Source organism: Tenacibaculum piscium (genome assembly GCF_021390755.1).
GTDB classification, from domain to species: Bacteria; Bacteroidota; Bacteroidia; order Flavobacteriales; family Flavobacteriaceae; genus Polaribacter; species Polaribacter piscius.
The window spans coordinates 822524-841564 of sequence record NZ_JAJGWR010000001.1; the positions used below are offsets into that span (position 1 = coordinate 822524).

The following is a 19041-nucleotide window of genomic DNA, read 5'->3' on the forward strand; positions in this document are numbered from 1 at the left end:
TTTCCTTCAAAAAAATTGTACCGAAAATTTATTTAATAGCAAAGTGAATTAAAATTCATCAACATAAAAGAATTCAGAGCCTGTTTAAATTTCATCTGAAAAAAATATAGTGGCAAAAAATGTGGCAAACAAAAAAGACCGCTATAAATGCGGTCTTTTTAATATTTAAACTAAAGAAAATAACTTATTTTTTCTTTGCTTTTTGTTGTATAGCTTGTTGTTCTTGAGCTTGTTTCATAGCGTTATCTAAACGTTCACGAAACTTACTTTTAGGTTTTTCAGGCTTCTTTTTATTCTCTTGAATTTTAGCATGAATTTTAGCTTCATCAATTACATAATTTTTAATAATTAACATAATTACGATAGTAAGTAAGTTCGAAATAAAGTAATATAAACTTAATCCACTTGCATAATTATTGAAGAAAAATAGCATCATAATAGGAGAGAAGTAAATCATATACTTCATCATTTTTTGCATATCAGGCATTCCTTCTTGCGTTGGAGCTTGCATGTTTGCTTGCTGATTTTGATTCATTCTCATATAAAAGAAAATCGCAATCGACGCTAATATTGGAAATAAACTAATGTGATCGCCATAAAAAGGAATGCTAAATGGTAATTGATAAATCATATCGTATGATGATAAATCATTTGCCCATAAGAATGTTTTTTGTCTAAAATCGATATTTGTTGGGAAAAACTTAAATAACGCAAAGAATACAGGCATTTGCAATAAGGCAGGGATACATCCCGACATCATGCTAACTCCAGCTTTTCGCTGTACAGCCATGGTTTCTTGTTGGCGTTTCATCGCATTTTCTTTCCCTGGATATTTCTTGTTGATTTCTTCCATTTCTGGACGAATTACTTTCATTTTTGCACTCGATAAATACGACTTGTAAAGTACTGGCGACATAATAATACGTACAACAATCGTCATCAAAATAATAATTAATCCGAAGTTGCCAATAAAACCTTTCAAAATATTAAATACAGGATAAAATACCGTACGATTTAAGAAACCAAAAATTCCCCAACCTAAATCAGCAATTTCGTCTAAACTTGTTCCTTTATATGTTTTTAATAAATTGTAATTTGTAGGTCCGTAGAACCATTGCATATTATAATTTAATTCTCCATTTGTTAATGCCAACGGTGTTTTTAAAGCGTAAGTTTTCGTAAATACGCTATCGTTTTCTTCACCAGCAAAATCAACTGATTTTAAGGTTGCATCGTTAAAAGGTGTATCCGAAGATAAAATAGAAGAAAAGAAATGCTGTTTGTAAGCAACCCAATTAACATCACTTATTACCTCGTCATCGTTCATCTGTAAATATTCAACATCGCCATCGGCTTTGTAATAATAATACGAGTACATATTTTCGGTTTTTAAACTTTTTTCATGTCTAAAACCTTTTAAATTCCAATCTAAATTGATCGCTTGTGAGCTGTTTATTACAGTATTTAAACCTTGTGAACGCACAGAAAAATCAACACGATAATCATCTTTTTTAATCTCATAGCGATATTCTAAAAACTGAGTTTCCGATACTTTTAATTTCATTGAAAGTATTTGAGAATCATCATTTTTAGTTAACGTAGGCGCAAAAAATACATCTTGTGTATTTAAAATACGATTATCGGTTGTACCAAAATTAATATTAAACGAGGCATTTTTATCCTTTACCAAATATAAAGGAAGTGAATCGTGTGTCTTAAATTTTTTAATTAACGCTTGTGTAATTTGTCCACCTTTATTGTCGATGGTTAATTTTACTAGATTATTTTCAATAACCGTTTCCCCATTTTTGGCGGTTGATGCTCCGTAAGCAAACGCTCCTAATTTATTTTTCAGCGCAATTTGTTGTAGCGAATCATTTAAAATTGGTGTTCCTGCTACATTATTTTGAACGCTAGAAGCATTCGTAATTTCTGTTGTTTGAGCAGTAGTTTCAGGAGTTACGTCAGGTTTACGAGAGTTCATCCACCAAAGTAATATTCCTCCTAATAAAAGCATTCCAATAAAGGAATTTAAATCAAATTTTTTTTGTTCCATTGATGTTTGTTATAATGTCAAGTTGTCATTTTTTTATTTTTCTAATCATTTTTAATTCTTTCTTTTGATTAAGAATGATTGAAAAACCAGACAAATGTAGTAAAACCATATTTTTTATATGATTTTACGAGGATTAATTTTCAATAGGGTAGTAGTTCAAACAGTATTCCATACTGATGAAAATCAATAAAATTAAAATTATTTTTTAAAAAATAGAAAAAATCCTGTAACTAAAAAATTACAGGATTTTATATTTATTTTTTAATTTTTGAATGTTTTAAACCAGCTTTAATAAAACTCACAAATAAAGGATGCGGATTTAATACCGTACTTTTATATTCTGGGTGATATTGTACACCAACAAACCAAGGATGTGTAGGGATTTCAACAATTTCTACCAATCCAGTTTCAGGATTTATACCTGTTGATTTCATGCCAGCTTCTTCTAATTGCGTTTTATAATCGTTGTTATATTCGTATCGATGACGATGACGTTCGCTAATTAAGGTTGTTTTATAGGCTTCAAATACTTTAGAATCTTCGATAATTTGACAATCCCAAGCACCTAAACGCATGGTTCCACCTTTTTCGGTCACTTCTTTTTGTGTTGCCATCAAATTGATAACAGGATTGGCTGTTTTGCTATCCATTTCGGTAGAGCTCGCATCTTTCATTCCTAAAACATTACGAGAATATTCAATAACTGCCATTTGCATTCCTAAACAAATTCCTAAAAATGGAATATTATTTTCACGTACGTATTGTACGGCGGCAATTTTACCTTCAATTCCTCTGTCTCCAAAACCTGGAGCTACTAAAACACCATTTAATCCTGCTAATTGTGACGCTGCATTTTCGGGTGTTAATTCTTCCGAATGAATCCAACGAACAACTACTTTTGTTTTATTGGTCGCACCTGCGTGAATAAATGCTTCGGTAATTGATTTATAAGAATCATGTAATTCTACATATTTACCAACCAAACCAATTTCGATGGTAGAAGTAGGATTTTTATGACGTTCTAAAAACTGATTCCAAGCTCTTAGTTTAGGTTGTTTTCTGGTAGATAAATTTAATTTATCTAAAACAACATAATCCAATCCTTCTTTAAACATTAGATTTGGTACATCATAAATAGTTTCGGCATCTAACGACTGAATTACGTCTTGTTTTTTAACATTACAGAATAAGGCTAATTTACGTTTGATGGTGTCGTTAATTTCGTGTTCAGATCTACATACTAAAATGTCGGGGCTTACACCACTTTGCATTAGCATTTTAACAGAATGTTGTGTCGGTTTGGTTTTTAACTCCCCTGCAGCGGCTAAATAAGGCACTAAAGTTAAGTGAATAACAATAACGTTATCATCGCCAAGCTCCCATTTTAATTGACGGACAGCCTCTACGTAAGGTAATGATTCAATATCACCAACAGTTCCTCCAATTTCGGTAATTACGATATCGTAATCTCCTGTATTTCCTAAAATTTGAACACGATGTTTAATTTCATCGGTAATGTGAGGAATTACTTGCACCGTTTTCCCTAAAAATTCTCCTTTACGCTCTTTATTTATTACAGATTGATAGATTTTACCTGTAGTAACATTGTTTGCTTGTGAGGTCGGAATGTTTAAAAAACGTTCATAATGTCCTAAATCTAGGTCTGTTTCTGCGCCGTCATCAGTTACATAACATTCTCCATGTTCGTATGGATTTAATGTTCCTGGATCTATATTGATATACGGGTCTAATTTCTGGATAGTCACTGAGAAACCTCTTTGCTGTAATAATTTAGCTAAAGAAGCGGCTATAATTCCTTTTCCTAGTGATGAAGTTACGCCTCCTGTTACAAAAACGTATTTAGTGTTGCTCATGGTATTGTTAGGTTTGGGCAAAAGTAAGAAGTCTAACAATTCGAACAAAATAAAAAAAGTAAAAAAAATACATAAAAATTTCATAAATTTGTGAACTCAACAAATATTCAAAAAAAATAAAACTAGTTTTTGTAAAAACGAAAAACTATTGTATATTTGCAAACGCTTTTAGCAGACGGAATTTCAAAAAAGCAAAGTATAATAAAAGACCATTTTTAAAAACATAAATAATGCCGAAAAGAACTTACCAACCATCGAAAAGAAAAAGAAGAAACAAACACGGTTTCAGAGAAAGAATGGCATCTGCTAACGGACGTAAAGTATTAGCTAGAAGAAGAGCTAAAGGAAGAAAGAATTTAAGTGTATCTTCTGCTCCAAGACCAAAGAAATAATGATTAGCATTTGTTAATATATTAGGTGTTACTATTTTTATAGTAACACTTTTTTTGTATACAAACGTTTTTTACTTTTACAGATTAACACAACACCTATTTAAAATGCCTAAAAATCAAGACCTTAAATCTATTTTAATAATCGGATCAGGGCCAATTGTTATTGGACAAGCCTGTGAATTTGATTATTCAGGAACACAAGCTTTACGCTCGTTACGTGAAGACGGAATTGAAACTGTTTTAATCAATTCGAATCCTGCAACGATCATGACAGACCCTACTATGGCTGATCATGTGTATCTTTTACCATTAAATACCAAATCATTAGTACAGATATTAAAAGAACATCCACAAATTGATGCCGTTTTACCAACAATGGGTGGACAAACAGCCTTAAATTTATGTATTGAAGCCGATGAAAAAGGTATTTGGAACGATTTTGGTGTAGAAATTATCGGTGTTGATATTGATGCAATTAATATTACCGAAGATCGTGAAAAATTTAGAAACTTGATGTTAGATATTGGTATTCCAATGGCGCCTCAAGCTACGGCAACATCATTTTTAAAAGGAAAAGAAATTGCACAAGAATTTGGATTTCCTTTAATCATTAGAGCTTCGTTTACTTTAGGTGGAGAAGGAGCTTCTTTTGTGTATAAAGAAGAAGATTTTGATGCCTTATTGACCCGTGGATTAGAAGTTTCTCCTATTCATGAGGTCATGATTGATAAAGCACTTATCGGTTGGAAAGAATATGAATTAGAATTGTTAAGAGATGCCAATGATAACGTGGTTATTATTTGTTCAATCGAAAATATGGATCCTATCGGGATTCACACAGGAGATTCAATTACAGTAGCTCCAGCGATGACACTTTCTGATAAAACATTCCAAAAAATGCGTGATATGGCAATCCATATGATGCGTAGTATTGGTGATTTTGCAGGAGGTTGTAACGTACAATTCGCTATTTCTCCAGATGAAAAAGAAGACATCATTGCTATTGAAATTAATCCACGTGTATCTCGTTCATCAGCATTGGCAAGTAAAGCAACAGGATATCCTATTGCAAAAATTGCTGCTAAATTAGCCTTAGGGTATCATTTAGATGAATTAGATAATCAAATTACAAAATCGACATCAGCTTTATTTGAACCAACGTTAGATTATGTAATCGTGAAAATTCCTAGATGGAACTTTGATAAATTTGAAGGTTCTGACAGAACGTTAGGTTTACAAATGAAATCCGTAGGAGAAGTAATGGGAATTGGACGTTCGTTTCAAGAAGCATTACACAAGGCAACACAATCATTAGAAATTAAACGTAATGGTTTAGGAGCTGATGGAAAAGAAAATAAAAACTACGATGAAATTATTGAGAAGTTAACATACGCTTCTTGGGATAGAGTTTTTATTATTTATGATGCTATCAAAATGGGAATTCCGTTGAGTAAAATCCACGAAATTACACAAATTGATATGTGGTTCTTAAAGCAATATGAAGAATTACACGAAATAGAAAAAGAAATTTCTAAATATACCGTTGATACGCTTGATAGAGATTTATTATTGGAAGCAAAACAAAAAGGATATGGAGATCGCCAGATTGCACATATGTTAAAATGTTTAGAAAGTCAAGTATATAGTAAAAGAGAGGAATTAAATATCAACCGAGTTTACAAGTTAGTTGATACCTGTGCGGCTGAATTTAAAGCAAAAACGCCATATTATTATTCAACTTTTGAAAGTGATATCGTAACCAAAGAAGGTGTTACAATTATCGCTAATGAAAGTGAAGTGACTCCAAAGAAAAAAATTATCGTTTTAGGTTCAGGACCAAACCGTATCGGGCAAGGAATTGAATTTGATTACTGTTGTGTTCATGGTATTTTAGCAGCTGCAGAATGCGGTTACGAAACAATTATGATTAACTGTAATCCTGAAACGGTTTCTACCGATTTTGATACGGCGGATAAATTATATTTTGAACCTGTTTTTTGGGAACATATTTATGACATTATTAAGCATGAAAAACCAGAAGGAGTTATTGTTCAGTTAGGTGGGCAAACTGCTTTAAAGTTAGCTGAAAAATTAACTAAATACGGAATCAAAATTTTAGGAACGAGTTTTGAAGCCTTAGATTTAGCCGAAGATAGAGGAAGTTTTTCTGATCTTTTAATGAAAAATAATATTCCTTTTCCAGAATTTGGAATTGCTGAAACAGCAGATGAAGCTTTAGCTTTAGCAGATCAATTAGATTTCCCAATTTTAGTAAGACCTTCTTATGTTTTAGGAGGACAAGGAATGAAAATTGTTATCAATAAAGAAGAATTAATAGAACACGTTGTTGATTTATTAAGAAGAATGCCTGGTAATAAATTATTATTAGATCATTATTTAGACGGAGCAATTGAAGCAGAAGCTGATGCAATTTGTGATGGTGAAAATGTACAAATTATCGGAATTATGGAACATATTGAACCTTGTGGAGTTCACTCTGGAGATTCAAATGCAACCTTACCAGCCTTTAACTTAGGAGATTTAGTATTACAGCAAATAAAAGACCATACCAAAACCATCGCTTTAGAATTAAAAACAGTTGGTTTAATAAATGTTCAGTTTGCTATTAAAAACGATATCGTTTATATTATTGAAGCAAATCCAAGAGCTTCTCGTACCGTACCTTTTATTGCAAAAGCCTACAAACAACCGTATGTAAATTACGCAACAAAAGTAATGTTAGGTGAAAATAAAGTTACAGATTTTGATTTCAATCCGCAGTTAGAAGGATATGCTATTAAGCAACCTGTATTTTCGTTTAATAAATTTCCGAACGTAAATAAAAAACTAGGACCTGAAATGAAATCAACAGGAGAAAGTATTTTATTTATTGATAGTTTAAAAGACGATCAGTTTTATGACTTATATTCAAGACGTAAAATGTATTTAAGTAAATAATTTTTTTAAGATTAAACATTAAAAAGTCTATCAGAAATGATAGGCTTTTTTTTTGAATTATTCTTTAACGGCACAAGCAAGATGCTTGGCGCTAGCTTTATAGAAGAAAGTATTTTATTTATAGTTTAAAAGACGATCAATTTTATGATTTATATTCAAGACGTAAAATGTATTTAAGTAAATAATTTTTTTAAGATTAAACATTAAAAAGTCTATCAGAAATGATAGGCTTTTTTTTTGAATTATTTTTTAACGGCACAAGCAAGATGCTTGCGCTAGCTTTATAGAAGAAAGTATTTTATTTATTGATAGTTTAAAAGATGATCAGTTTTATGACTTATATTCAAGACGTAAAATGTATTTAAGTAAATAATTTTTTTAAGATTAAACATTAAAAAGTCTATCAGAAATGATAGGCTTTTTTTTGAATTATTCTTTAACGGCACAAGCAAGATGCTTGGCGCTAGCTTTATAGTTAACAAATAGCTCCATAAAAAAACCTTGAAAGTTCTAAGACGATCAAGGTTTTTAATTTTTTAGTAAAATAAAAATGATTATAGTTCAATTTTTACATTGTATTTCTCTAAATCTTTAATGTAATTATGGTGTACAAAATTTTCACTATCAAACTCTTCTTGTCGTTTATTTTTCATTTCGATACGTTTTATTGCCTTTAAAAAACGTCTGATTTCAATATCATCATTTACAATTAAACCAGGAACTTGTACGCTTTTCCCATCTTTATCTTTCGCAACCATCGTAAAATACGAAGAATTACAATGTTTCTTTTTTCCTGTTCTGATATTCTCGGCCTCTACACGAATACCAACAACCATTGAAGTACGACCCGCATAATTTACCGAAGCTTTCATGGTTACTAATTCGCCAACTTCAATCGGTTTTAAAAAATCAACCGTATCAACCGATGCTGTAACGCAATATTCGCCAGAGTGTTTTGAAGCACACGCAAAGGCAATTTGGTCTAATAATGATAAAATATATCCTCCGTGAATTTTACCGCTAAAATTAGCGTGTGAAGGCAACATTAATTCTGAAATAGTAATGCCTGTTTCCTCTACGTGTTTAAATTTTTTCATCATTTATTGTCTCTTTTAATAACATTTTTTAATTATCAGAAGCCTCTTCTAAACTTCTAAAATGTGGTGAGTTTTCTTGCTCTACATTTGTTACAAAATATTTCGTGTCACCAAGCCAAGCAAAAGTACTGTAAAGTTCTTTATAAGTGATTTTTACATACCTTCCTTGAAATTTTTGCAAATCGGCAATAACTTCTTTCTCATGATCTTGCACCGAAAAAGAGAAAATTTGAGCTCCAGAAATACCTTGGCTAATTTCACCTTCCCAGCTTTTAATAACAACGCCTTTATAACTTATTTTGATAAGTTCACCAGAACGAACGCCTTTGCTGTAAGGTACATAATAAATAAAAGCATAATAAGCAAATAAAGATAATGTAATAACAAAAATAAAAGCAACTATTTTTTTCATGATAACAATTTAGGTTGTGCAAACAAAAGTAAGGCTAATATTTAAACTTCTAAAACGATTTCAAATCATTTCAAATTAGTAAGTTTGTGAGTGTTCATTAAAAATTTATAATTAGCAATAATCATCAAGGAAACTATAAATAATTTATAAAATAAATAATAATAAAATGAATTATATTTTATTCGATAGCGCTGTTAGAACTGCGCTACTACCATTTACCTATACAAAGCCCGTTGCCGATATCAGAATCGGAATTTTAACAATTCGTGAAAAATGGGAAAAATACTTAGGATTAACCACTACCACAATTACCGAAGAATATTTAGAAGAAAAATATCCAATGGTGGAATTATCAGAAAATATTTTGATAAATGCCTCTTTTTTACCTACGGAATTATTGGTCGATACCATAAAAACATTAACCAAAAATCAGGCAATTTTTAAAGGAGAAGATGTCATTGCTTTTTATACCAATGATACGCAAGATGAGGTAGATTTCTCAACGTATCAGCAAATCGAATATGAAGAAGAAGTAATGCAAGTCAAAAATACGTGGGATATTTTTTCGTTAAATGACAAAGCAATTCGTGCCGATTTTGATTTAATTACCGAAGGTAGAACGTCTGAACCAATCCCTGAAACGGTAAATTATATCAATAAAAAAGCTATTTTTATCGAAGAAGGTGCAAAACTAACATTTGCAACTTTAAACGCTAGTTCAGGACCTATTTACATCGGGAAAAATGCTGAAATTATGGAAGGCGTTGTCGTGCGAGGTGCATTGGCAATGTGTGAGAGTTCGGTGTTAAAATTAGGAGCAAAAATATACGGAGCAACTACTTTAGGACCTCATTGCAAAGTAGGAGGAGAGGTAAATAATTCGGTATTAATGGGGTATTCGAGTAAAGGACACGATGGCTTTTTAGGAAATTCTGTACTTGGAGAATGGTGTAATATTGGAGCAGATTCTAATAATTCAAACCTTAAAAATAATTATGCTGAGGTAAAATTATGGAGCTATGAAACAGGTCGTTTCGCAAAAACAGGCTTACAATTTTGTGGTTTAATGATGGGCGATCATTCAAAATGTGGTATCAATACTATGTTTAATACAGGAACTGTTGTGGGAGTTTCTGCCAATATTTTTGGTAGCGGATTTCCTCGAAATTTTATACCTTCTTTTAGTTGGGGCGGAGCAGCTGGATTTACAGAATACAAAACCAATAAAGTTTTTGAAGTTGCTGAAGTAGTCATGAAAAGAAGAAATATCCAATTTGATGAAAAAGAAAAAGCAATTCTTGCAAACGTTTTTGAACAAACAAAACAATATCGAAACTATTAAAATAAACCTTAAAATAAATCAGGAATAAATAAAATGGCTATTTAATAATATTATTAAATAGCCATTTTTTTAGAGCCTGTTTAAATTTCATCTAAAAAAATATCACAAAAATAAGGAATCGAATCCGTTAACCTGAATTTATTTCAGATTTGCATCTTGATTTGCCGTAGTTATTTAATTTTTAAACAGGCTCTAAAGTCTAAATAGAGTTACCAATACTAGAAAGTCGCTTCATTGTATCAAAAAAAGCAGTTTTAAAAGTATCGTCTTTAGCGTATAATCTATATAGCTCTAGTTCTTTTTTTCGCTGTTTAGACATTACTTCATCTAGTATTTTTTTAAAGGCTAATTCTTTATTTTGTTGATCTTTATTCTCAACTACTTTAGGTTGAAAATCAGGATGTGCTTGAATAGATTTTGTTAAACTAACAAATTTTACACGTTGATCTTCTGGAGTTACTTCCCAGTTTTGAAACCATTTTTCATTAAAACTTTTTATAATTAAATCTAAAGGATCTTTTTCTTCTTCTGAACCATGTGCTCCTCTTGGGTTTGGGTTTTGCGGGGTAACTTCACTCTCGCTATCATCTAACCCAATAGATTCATTTAAGCGTACACGTTCTAATCCATAAGTTGATAAATCTACAGATTCTAATAACTCATCTAAACCATCAATTCCACCAGGTTTTATAGGTAATTTAGGTATTAAAAACTTTAAAAACCAATATAATTTTTCCCAAACAATAATTTCAAAATCGATAATAGAAGCCATCTGTCCGTAAATTTTTACAAACTGCTTTGCTTTAATTTTAAAATCTGCTTTTTCATCATCTTCTAAGTCAAGTTCATTACTAAAACGTTCTGCTGCTCTTTCGATAATTGGGCTTAATACCTGTGCATCTTCTTTATTAAAAAACTTTTCATTAAAATCTTCTACTTCATGCCATTCATAAACGGCTACATCGTCTAGTACTTCTTTTAATTCATGTAATACATTTACATCTGTAGCTTCACTTAACGTTGTTGCTGTGTAAAAAGGATCAAAAGAGTTTTTTATATCTGCTGTTGAATTGAAAAAATCTAACACAAATAAATCTTCTGTTTTCTTTCCTAATTTATTTGCAGACCTATTTAAACGTGATAGTGCTTGTACTGCTAATACTCCTTGTAGTTTTTTATCTACATACATAGCACACAATTTTGGTTGATCAAATCCTGTTAGGTATTTGTTAGCAACCACCAATATTCGATAAGCATCTTCATCAAATTTATCTTTCGTATCTTTTTCTGCAAAACCATTCATTTCGGCTTCGGTATATTCAATACCATCGACTTCTTTAGTTCCCGAAAATGCAATAGCTATTTTAAAGGGATTTCCTTTATCTTTTAAAATATTTTGAAGTGCTTTATAATAGCGAATAGCAGATTCTATACTTTGTGTAATAACCATCGCTTTTGCTTTTCCTTTTAGCTTTTTTTGATTTACTATTTTAGGAATAAAATGGTCGAGTATAATTTCGGCTTTCGTATTGATAGTTTGTTGATGTTGTTCTACATAAGAACGTAATTTTTTCTGTGCTTTTGAAGAATCAAACAATGGATTATCTTCAATAGATTTTTCTATTTCATAATAACTTTTCAGTGTCGTATAATTCGATAAAACATCTAAAATAAAACCTTCTTCAATGGCTTGTTTCATAGAATATAAATGAAAAGCATTAAAAGTACCATCTTCTTGTTCTTCTCCAAATTTTTCTAAAGTGATCGGTTTTGGCGTTGCTGTAAAGGCTAAATAACTCGCATTTCCACGCATTTTACGAGATTGCATCGCTTGTACAATTTTATCTTGTGCAACTAATTTATCATCTTCATTTACTTGTTGTCCCATAGCAGTATTCATACTATCGTGTGCCGAACCACTTTGGCTACTGTGTGCTTCATCAATAATAACAGCAAAACGTTTTTCACTTAAATCTGCAATGCCATCAATAATAAATGGGAATTTTTGAATGGTAGTTATAATTATTTTCTTGCCTTGCTCTAAACTTTCTCTTAATTCTTTTGAAGAATAGGCGGGGGCAATGATATTTTTTATTTCTGAGAAACTAGCAATATTTTCTCGTATCTGTTTGTCTAACAATCTACGATCGGTAACAACAATAACCGAATCAAATAAAGGATGTTCTACGCCTTTATTTCCTGGTGTATTTTCGTTTTCAGGGTAGGTTTCTATTAATTGATACGCCGCCCATGTAATTGAATTTGATTTTCCCGAACCTGCCGAATGTTGAATTAAATAGGTCTGCCCAACACCTTTTATACTCGCATCTGTTACTATTTTACGAACCACATCCAATTGTTGGTATCTTGGAAAAAACAACGTTTTACCTTGTAATGGATCTTTTAGTTTTCCATCTAAACGGACAAAATGCTGAATAATATTGGCTAAACTTTTACGGGTAAATATTTCGTTCCATAAATAATTTGTTCGATGTCCAATTTCTCCTTTTGGAAGTATAGGGTTTCCTTTTCCGTGGTTATTTCCTTTGTTAAATGGTAAAAAGAAGGTGTTTTTACCATTTAATTTTGTGGTCATATAAGCTTCGTCAGTATCTACTGCAAAATGAACCATGCAACGTGCAAAATTTAACAAGGGTTGTTTTATATCTCGTTGTTGCATGTATTGATGTTGCCCATGAACTCTAGCATTTTGCCCTGTCCAAGCATTTTTAAGCTCCATAGTAACAATAGGCAAACCATTGATGAATAACACCAAATCTATTTCTTCTCTAGGATTGTCAATAGAATAGCGTAATTGTCTGGTAATACTAAATTTATTTTGTTCAAACCTGTCTTTTATCGTTTGGCTACTACTCGCTAAAGGCAACTGATAGAATAAGGTAAAATTAGCATCATCTACTTGTAAGCCTTTCTTTAAAAGGTATAGAATACCGTATTTTTTAACCAATCGATCAAAACGATTGAGTATTTTTAATTTCCAATCGTTTTGTCTTTGAATTTTCTCTAATTCTTCTTTTTGTGTGTTTTCTAAAAACTCCCAAAAGAACTGCTCATCAATAGCAAAACGTGCGTTAAAATTAGATGCTTGTCCAATATAATAACCTTTTCCTGTGCGGTAAATTTCCGTATCTTCATTTACAGAATTTATATTTTTACCATCTGCTTTTATATCTTCTAAACAAGTTCCTGTTAATATTTTTTCTATAGCAGATTCTAATGCTTGTTCGTTGGTTTGGCTTTTCATAGCTTGATATTTATTTTTTGTTGCAAAAATTTGTCGACCAAATAACTTCACATAATTCTTTTACAATTTCTGTTCGTTCTTTTATAGCTAATTTTTTTAGTGTGTTGTGTGCTTTAAAATTGATGTCTTTTAAATTACTATTTTTATAGTTAGGATTTTTTTCATAAAAATCAGGATGTAATGTTTGAGCATAAGTATTTTCTTTTAAATAATGTGGTAATTTATCTTGATAATTATCACTATTAAAAGATTGATTTGTACCGTTTGGCAATAAAATTAATGCTCCAATGGAGTTTCTTGTTTCTACAAATTCCCATTCTTGGTCAAATTCGTCTTTATGTTTTTCAAAATGATTACTCCATAAATGTTCTATTTCAAATTTTTTTCCTTTTGGATTTTGATAGTTTTCATACGTGGTATCTTTACCAACACTTTTATCAACAAAAGCAGTAATACGGCATAAAAGATGTTTTACAAACTTTTTGTTTTGCTGATGTAATCTAAAATTAATAACACCTTCAAATGTTTGGTCTAAATGATTAATTTCGTTGCTAAGGATTTTATTTAAGTCTTCTAAATCAAGATTTCGAATACTTTTTATAATGTTAAAAAAAGTATATTGAATTGAAGAAGCTCCAAATTTTTTGTAATTAATAGCCCGACGCACCGTATAATTTTCAATAAATTGAGAAACTAAATCTATTTTTTTTATCATTGTTTGGTTGTCATCTGTACTTTTTAAAGGAGCTAATAACATGGCATCTTTTAACGAACCTGCAATTCCCCAGTAATTAATATAAAAAAGATGTGGGCAATTAGCATCGTATGTAATTGTTTTTTGCCATATAAATTGATAGGCTTTTATCATATAATCAAACTCATTTTTAAAGAATTTGTAAAAATCAGAAGAAGAAGATAATTCAAATTTATCTTGATGATTATTTTTAAACCAATCATGTAATCGTGTTGCTATTTGTTCATAATCTTGGTTTTCTGAAGCAACTTTTCGGGGTCTAACGGTTATAGCATATTTTGCTCGAAACCATGCTTTAAAGAAATCTAAATCGGCATTTGCATCAAATTCATGCAGTTTTTTTATGTTTTTTTTCCAAAGTTCATTTATTTCACTTCGTTTTTCAGATTTATTAATTCTTGATAATACATATCCTTTTAACATTTCGGTTGCCGTTAAATTCATGCCACGGTCATTCATTGTTTCGAAAATCGTGTAGGCATTTTCATCGGAATAAGCTGTAATTTTTACCAAAATAACATTACCAATAAACCAATCAATAAAATACGGTAAAGCTTCTTTTGTTAGTTCTTCTGAAAAAGCATTATGAATATCATGATATCGATGTAAAATATTTTCAATCGTTTCATCATCATTTTCTTTTAACTGATACGATTCATTTTCAAACAAACCTTTTAAAACATCTTGTCTATCTTGGTCTGTCATATTAAACGATTTTTCACCGTATTTTTCTGAAAATATTAAGTTTTCAATATTTATTTGTTGACCTTGTTTTTTTTGAAGATGATTTAAATAAATTAAAAATAAAGTAATAGACGTAATACGCTGTTGTCCGTCTATAATTGAATTTTTCCCTTCTGCAATACTAAAAACAACGGGACCCAAATAATAACTTTGGTAATTTGCAACATCAGAACGTTTATGTTCCTTTTTATAAGATTTTAAAAAAGCTGTTGATAAATCTTCGATTAAAGTTAGCATATGTTTTTCTTGCCAACGATATTCTCGTTGAAAATAATCAATAAAGAATTTTTTATCTTTTAATAAATCATTAATATTTTTATCTGATGCTTCAATTTTATTATTGTGATTTTCCATAACTTTTTTCTAATTTTTTTATTTAACAAACCCTAACTTTCCCTGTAACCACCGAATTTATCAAACTACTTTTATACTCTTTTAATTTTTCTATTTCTTCCGATTTTAAACCTATCGCTGTCGCTATTTTTTCTGATGATTTTTCTATATAAGATGATATTTCTTTTTGTTCGGATAAGGGGGGAATAATTACGTATAATTGATTAATCTTTTCTATTGTTAATCTAGTAAGAGCTGAACCAGCAATTAAAGAATACATTTGGTTCATGCATAATGGTGAAATTAAAAAATACCTTAAATATTTTGGATTAAAATATTTTAAGTTTGGTGTTATAATTCCTAATGAGGATAAAGCAACAAAATCATTATTATTTCCTACAATAGCAGCTCTACCTATTGTGCCATCTTTTGTTAGTAAAATATCATGTTTTTTAGGGCGACATCCATTCCTTGCCAAATCATCAAAATCTTTTTCATCTATTTTTTTACAATTGATAGAATCTATATTACCAAATTCATCTACATCTTTTACTGAAATATAATTCTTACCCTCAAATTGAGTTTGAGGTGAATGGTGAGAACCATCCGTTACTTTAAGACAGTATCTTTTTAAGAAAGTAAAATCCCAATGTACAGGAATTTCCCCAATCCATTGTACGCCCGAATTTTTCAGTTTTACGTTGGTATCTAAACCACGAGTTACGGCTTTGTGAATTAAAATTTGTTTGCGTTCTTTTAATAAATTTATTTGTTGCGTTTTTATGGCGATTGCTTCGTCTATTTTTTTGGTTTTATCGTCTAAAAATTCCGCTATTTTTGTTTGCTCGGATAGGGGAGGGATTGGAATATAAAAATTAAGAACTTTAGAACCTGTTATAAGTGGTTGTGCACTACTAGTATTCAAATTATTTAAGTTACCTGCTTTTAACAGAATACTTAAATAATTACAATTATTATTATCTGTTAAAGTTAATATTAATGCATTATCACTTATCCATTTTTTTTCATTAATTAATCTAACATTTCCACAATAAGCTCCAACTCTTCCAATAATAATATGTAAAGATTCAACGTTAAATTTATTGTAGAACCCCATTTTTCCATTTCCACCATAAACTTCATAAAGACCTTCTTCTGTTAGCAAAGAATTGACTACTGATTCACCGCTTTTGATTCTTCCATAATGTTTAACTTTCTTCACTTCCCAATGCTCAGGAATTTCTCCTAACCATTCCACACCAGAATTTTTATATGTTGAATATTTTTTGATGTTATTTTTAGTTATGGTTTCCATTATACAAGGTTTAAAATTTCTTGAATTAAACCATCGCTTTGTTTCTCAAGATTAATAATATCATTGGTAACGTTTTCTATATTACGTAAAGGCGTGTGTTTATAAAAATATTTATTGAAGCTGATTTCGTAGCCAATTTTGGTAGCGTCTAAATTTATCCACGCTTCGTTTACGTGTGGTTTTACTTCTCTTAAAAAATAACTGTGGATAGTATCTTTTAAAGGCACATTTTCAGTGTCACGCAAATCGCTTTCGGTTTCGTAGGTTGTGTATTCTCCTTTTTTATTGGTAGCAAAATAACCGAAATTTGCTAAATCTTTTTGTTTGCAATCTAAATGATTTAAAAGTTTTGCTAATTTTTCTTCTGATAATTTTTCAATTTTTTTGATTACTTTTTTAGCATCGGCACTATACCAGCTAACGGCATTTAAAATGGTTTTTTTATCGCTTGCGGAAATACTTAATTTTTGATTTTTAATTTCAGCATCAACTATTTTTTTAAACTCATTAAAATTGTTAAACTCATTATTTTCAATAGCATTTGATAAAGCGTTTGCATTTTGTATTAGGTTAAAATGTTTTTCCCAAGTAGCTTGTTTAAATAATTTATTTTTATTTGCTGATGATAAGTTAAGCTCATTTTTTTCGCACCAAATAGTAATATTTTCTTTCTGATTTAAAATATCGGTATATACTTTTTCGCCAAAAGTTTCAAAGGCGTATTGCATCGGTTCTTTGATTGCTTTATCAAAACGTAGGGTTTCAATTTTTTCTGCTGTAAATTGTGCTTTTAAACGCTTCGGACGTTCAATTTGAGCTTTATAATATCCGAAATCGGTATTATCAAAAACTTTAGCCGAAATACCTTGTTCGCCTTCACGTTCGGCAACACTTAAATCGGTATATGTTTTTACAATTTCGGTAATATGTTCTGGAGAAAATTCGCAATTTTTGTTACCTAAATTTTTACGTAATTTTCTGAATAATTGTCCAGCGTCAATTAATTGAACTTTTCCTTTTCTTTTTGATGATTTATTATTGCTTAAAATCCAGATATACGTAGTAATTCCTGTATTATAAAATAGGTTGTTTGGCAATTGTACGATTGCTTCTAGCCAATCATTTTCAATAATATGCCTACGGATATTACTTTCACCACCACCAGCATCACCAGTAAATAAACTAGAACCGTTGTGAACTGAAGCAATTCGAGAACCTGACGGGCTTTGGTTTAAGGTTTTCATTTTTGATACCATTTCCATTAAAAACAGTAATTGACCATCACTAGAACGTGGTATGGCATCGGCTTGTTCTAAAGTGCCAAAATAGTTTTTTAAGTTTATTTGAAAACGAGTATCAATAACATCTTTACCATCTTTGATATATTTTTGTTCGCTACTCCATGATTTCCCATACGGCGGATTAGACAACATAAAATCAAAGGTAGTACCTGCAAATTCATCAGCAGATAGGGTAGAGCCAACACGAATATTTTCAGGGTTATCTCCTTTAATCATCATGTCACTTTTACAAATGGCATAGGTTTCGTCATTTATTTCTTTCCCGTATAAATAGACGCTACTATTTATAGCTTTTATGCTTCCATTTTCATCTTTAATAAAATTTTGAGATTCTGTAAGCATTCCACCCGAACCACAAGCGGGGTCATAAATGGTCATTACAGGCGGGATATTTTCTTTGATAGGTTCAAAAATAATATGCGTCATTAGGTCGATAACTTCACGAGGCGTAAAATGTTCACCAGCTTCTTCGTTATTTTCTTCGTTAAATTTTCGGATAAGTTCTTCAAAAACATATCCCATTCCTAAATTAGAAAGTGCTGGTAATTTTTTACCATCAGAATCTTCTTTTTCAAAAGGCGTTAAATTGATGTTAGATGAAGTGAATTTTTCTAAAACATCTAATAAAACATCTTTAGTAGCCATGTGTCTTATTTGGCTACGAAGTTTAAATTTTTGAATAATTTCTTTTACGTTCGGGCTAAAACCGTTTAAATATTCTTCAAAATTAGCTTCTAAAATTTGCGTACTATTGGTTGCTGTATTTTTTATTTTTTGAAGTGTCCATTTGCTGGTATTATAAAATACATATCCAGAAGCATCTTTCATTCCGTTTTCGTCCCATTCGGTAAATTTCATTTCTTCTTTTTGAAATGTTACTTCTTCTAAAACGGCATCTTTAGTTGGTTCTAAAAGAGCATCTAAACGACGTAAAACAATCATTGGTAAAATTACGTCGCGGTATTTTCCACGAACGTAAACATCGCGTAAGCAGTCATCAGCAATTGACCAAATAAAAGATACTAATTTATTATGTGATGATTTATTCATGTAATAAGTTTAAAGTTGTGATAGTTTTATAATTGTTGTTAGCAATTTTTTTTTGAAAAACTAAAAGTAGTGTTAAAGTTTGTAAATATGAATTTTATAAGTGAAAATAGTATGCCAAGGGATTGAAATCGCTTGTTTAAGAAAATAA

Annotated in this window: 11 protein-coding genes; 3 read left to right on the plus strand and 8 right to left on the minus strand. The window is 30.6% G+C overall.

What is annotated here, in order from left to right; all coding sequences use genetic code 11:
• Positions 1-184 precede the first annotated feature (184 nt).
• Together yidC and L0U72_RS03880 are read right to left on the minus strand one after the other, a co-directional pair.
• A complete protein-coding gene (yidC, locus tag L0U72_RS03875; protein WP_233898459.1) occupies positions 185-2056 on the minus strand; it encodes a membrane protein insertase YidC in 1872 nt (623 codons plus the stop codon).
• 254 nt (positions 2057-2310) lie between these two features.
• Positions 2311-3930 carry a CTP synthase gene (locus L0U72_RS03880; RefSeq protein ID WP_101916985.1) on the minus strand — a complete coding sequence of 540 codons (1620 nt, stop codon included), beginning with the start codon at positions 3928-3930 and terminating at the stop codon, positions 2311-2313.
• A 230-nt stretch (positions 3931-4160) separates the two neighbouring features.
• Here L0U72_RS03880 and rpmH point away from each other — a divergent pair, with 230 nt between their 5' ends.
• Together rpmH and carB are read left to right on the plus strand one after the other, a co-directional pair.
• On the plus strand, positions 4161-4322 hold the full coding sequence (rpmH, locus tag L0U72_RS03885) for a 50S ribosomal protein L34 (RefSeq protein ID WP_058884776.1): 162 nt from the start codon (positions 4161-4163) through the stop codon (positions 4320-4322).
• A gap of 105 nt (positions 4323-4427) precedes the next feature.
• A complete protein-coding gene (gene carB / locus L0U72_RS03890) occupies positions 4428-7280 on the plus strand; it encodes a carbamoyl-phosphate synthase large subunit (protein ID WP_233898460.1) in 2853 nt (950 codons plus the stop codon).
• A gap of 554 nt (positions 7281-7834) precedes the next feature.
• On the opposite strand, the gene L0U72_RS03895 is transcribed toward carB, so the two are convergent.
• Together L0U72_RS03895 and L0U72_RS03900 are read right to left on the minus strand one after the other, a co-directional pair.
• The gene (locus L0U72_RS03895; RefSeq protein ID WP_101916987.1) at positions 7835-8380 is read right to left on the minus strand and encodes an acyl-CoA thioesterase; all 546 of its coding nucleotides are present in this window, start codon (positions 8378-8380) and stop codon (positions 7835-7837) included.
• Positions 8381-8405: 25 nt separating this feature from the next.
• Positions 8406-8789: a 6-phosphogluconate dehydrogenase gene (locus L0U72_RS03900; protein ID WP_101916988.1), complete on the minus strand. Its 384-nt coding sequence runs from the start codon at positions 8787-8789 to the stop codon at positions 8406-8408.
• A 166-nt stretch (positions 8790-8955) separates the two neighbouring features.
• Here L0U72_RS03900 and L0U72_RS03905 point away from each other — a divergent pair, with 166 nt between their 5' ends.
• A complete protein-coding gene (locus L0U72_RS03905) occupies positions 8956-10131 on the plus strand; it encodes a GlmU family protein (protein ID WP_233897726.1) in 1176 nt (391 codons plus the stop codon).
• A 199-nt stretch (positions 10132-10330) separates the two neighbouring features.
• On the opposite strand, the gene L0U72_RS03910 is transcribed toward L0U72_RS03905, so the two are convergent.
• From L0U72_RS03910 to L0U72_RS03925, 4 genes are read right to left on the minus strand one after another with little or no spacing between them, the layout of a single operon-like run.
• Positions 10331-13396 carry a type I restriction endonuclease subunit R gene (locus L0U72_RS03910; RefSeq protein ID WP_233898461.1) on the minus strand — a complete coding sequence of 1022 codons (3066 nt, stop codon included), beginning with the start codon at positions 13394-13396 and terminating at the stop codon, positions 10331-10333.
• Between the two features lie 10 nt (positions 13397-13406).
• Entirely contained in the window at positions 13407-15248 is a 1842-nt protein-coding gene (locus tag L0U72_RS03915) for a DUF262 domain-containing protein (RefSeq protein WP_233898462.1), read from the minus strand.
• Between the two features lie 22 nt (positions 15249-15270).
• Entirely contained in the window at positions 15271-16542 is a 1272-nt protein-coding gene (locus tag L0U72_RS03920) for a restriction endonuclease subunit S (RefSeq protein WP_233898463.1), read from the minus strand.
• Positions 16542-18893: a type I restriction-modification system subunit M gene (locus L0U72_RS03925; RefSeq protein WP_233898464.1), complete on the minus strand. Its 2352-nt coding sequence runs from the start codon at positions 18891-18893 to the stop codon at positions 16542-16544. Before L0U72_RS03925 ends, L0U72_RS03920 begins: the two co-directional genes overlap by 1 nt.
• Positions 18894-19041 lie beyond the last annotated feature (148 nt).

Coding starts and splice junctions, on each gene's coding strand:
- L0U72_RS03910 (WP_233898461.1), bottom strand. CDS start 13,396: ATGAAAAGCCAAACCAACGAACAAGCATTAGAATCTGCTATAGAAAAA.
- L0U72_RS03895 (WP_101916987.1), bottom strand. CDS start 8,380: ATGATGAAAAAATTTAAACACGTAGAGGAAACAGGCATTACTATTTCA.
- L0U72_RS03915 (WP_233898462.1), bottom strand. CDS start 15,248: ATGGAAAATCACAATAATAAAATTGAAGCATCAGATAAAAATATTAAT.
- carB (WP_233898460.1), top strand. CDS start 4,428: ATGCCTAAAAATCAAGACCTTAAATCTATTTTAATAATCGGATCAGGG.
- L0U72_RS03925 (WP_233898464.1), bottom strand. CDS start 18,893: ATGAATAAATCATCACATAATAAATTAGTATCTTTTATTTGGTCAATT.
- rpmH (WP_058884776.1), top strand. CDS start 4,161: ATGCCGAAAAGAACTTACCAACCATCGAAAAGAAAAAGAAGAAACAAA.
- L0U72_RS03920 (WP_233898463.1), bottom strand. CDS start 16,542: ATGGAAACCATAACTAAAAATAACATCAAAAAATATTCAACATATAAA.
- L0U72_RS03900 (WP_101916988.1), bottom strand. CDS start 8,789: ATGAAAAAAATAGTTGCTTTTATTTTTGTTATTACATTATCTTTATTT.
- L0U72_RS03880 (WP_101916985.1), bottom strand. CDS start 3,930: ATGAGCAACACTAAATACGTTTTTGTAACAGGAGGCGTAACTTCATCA.
- yidC (WP_233898459.1), bottom strand. CDS start 2,056: ATGGAACAAAAAAAATTTGATTTAAATTCCTTTATTGGAATGCTTTTA.
- L0U72_RS03905 (WP_233897726.1), top strand. CDS start 8,956: ATGAATTATATTTTATTCGATAGCGCTGTTAGAACTGCGCTACTACCA.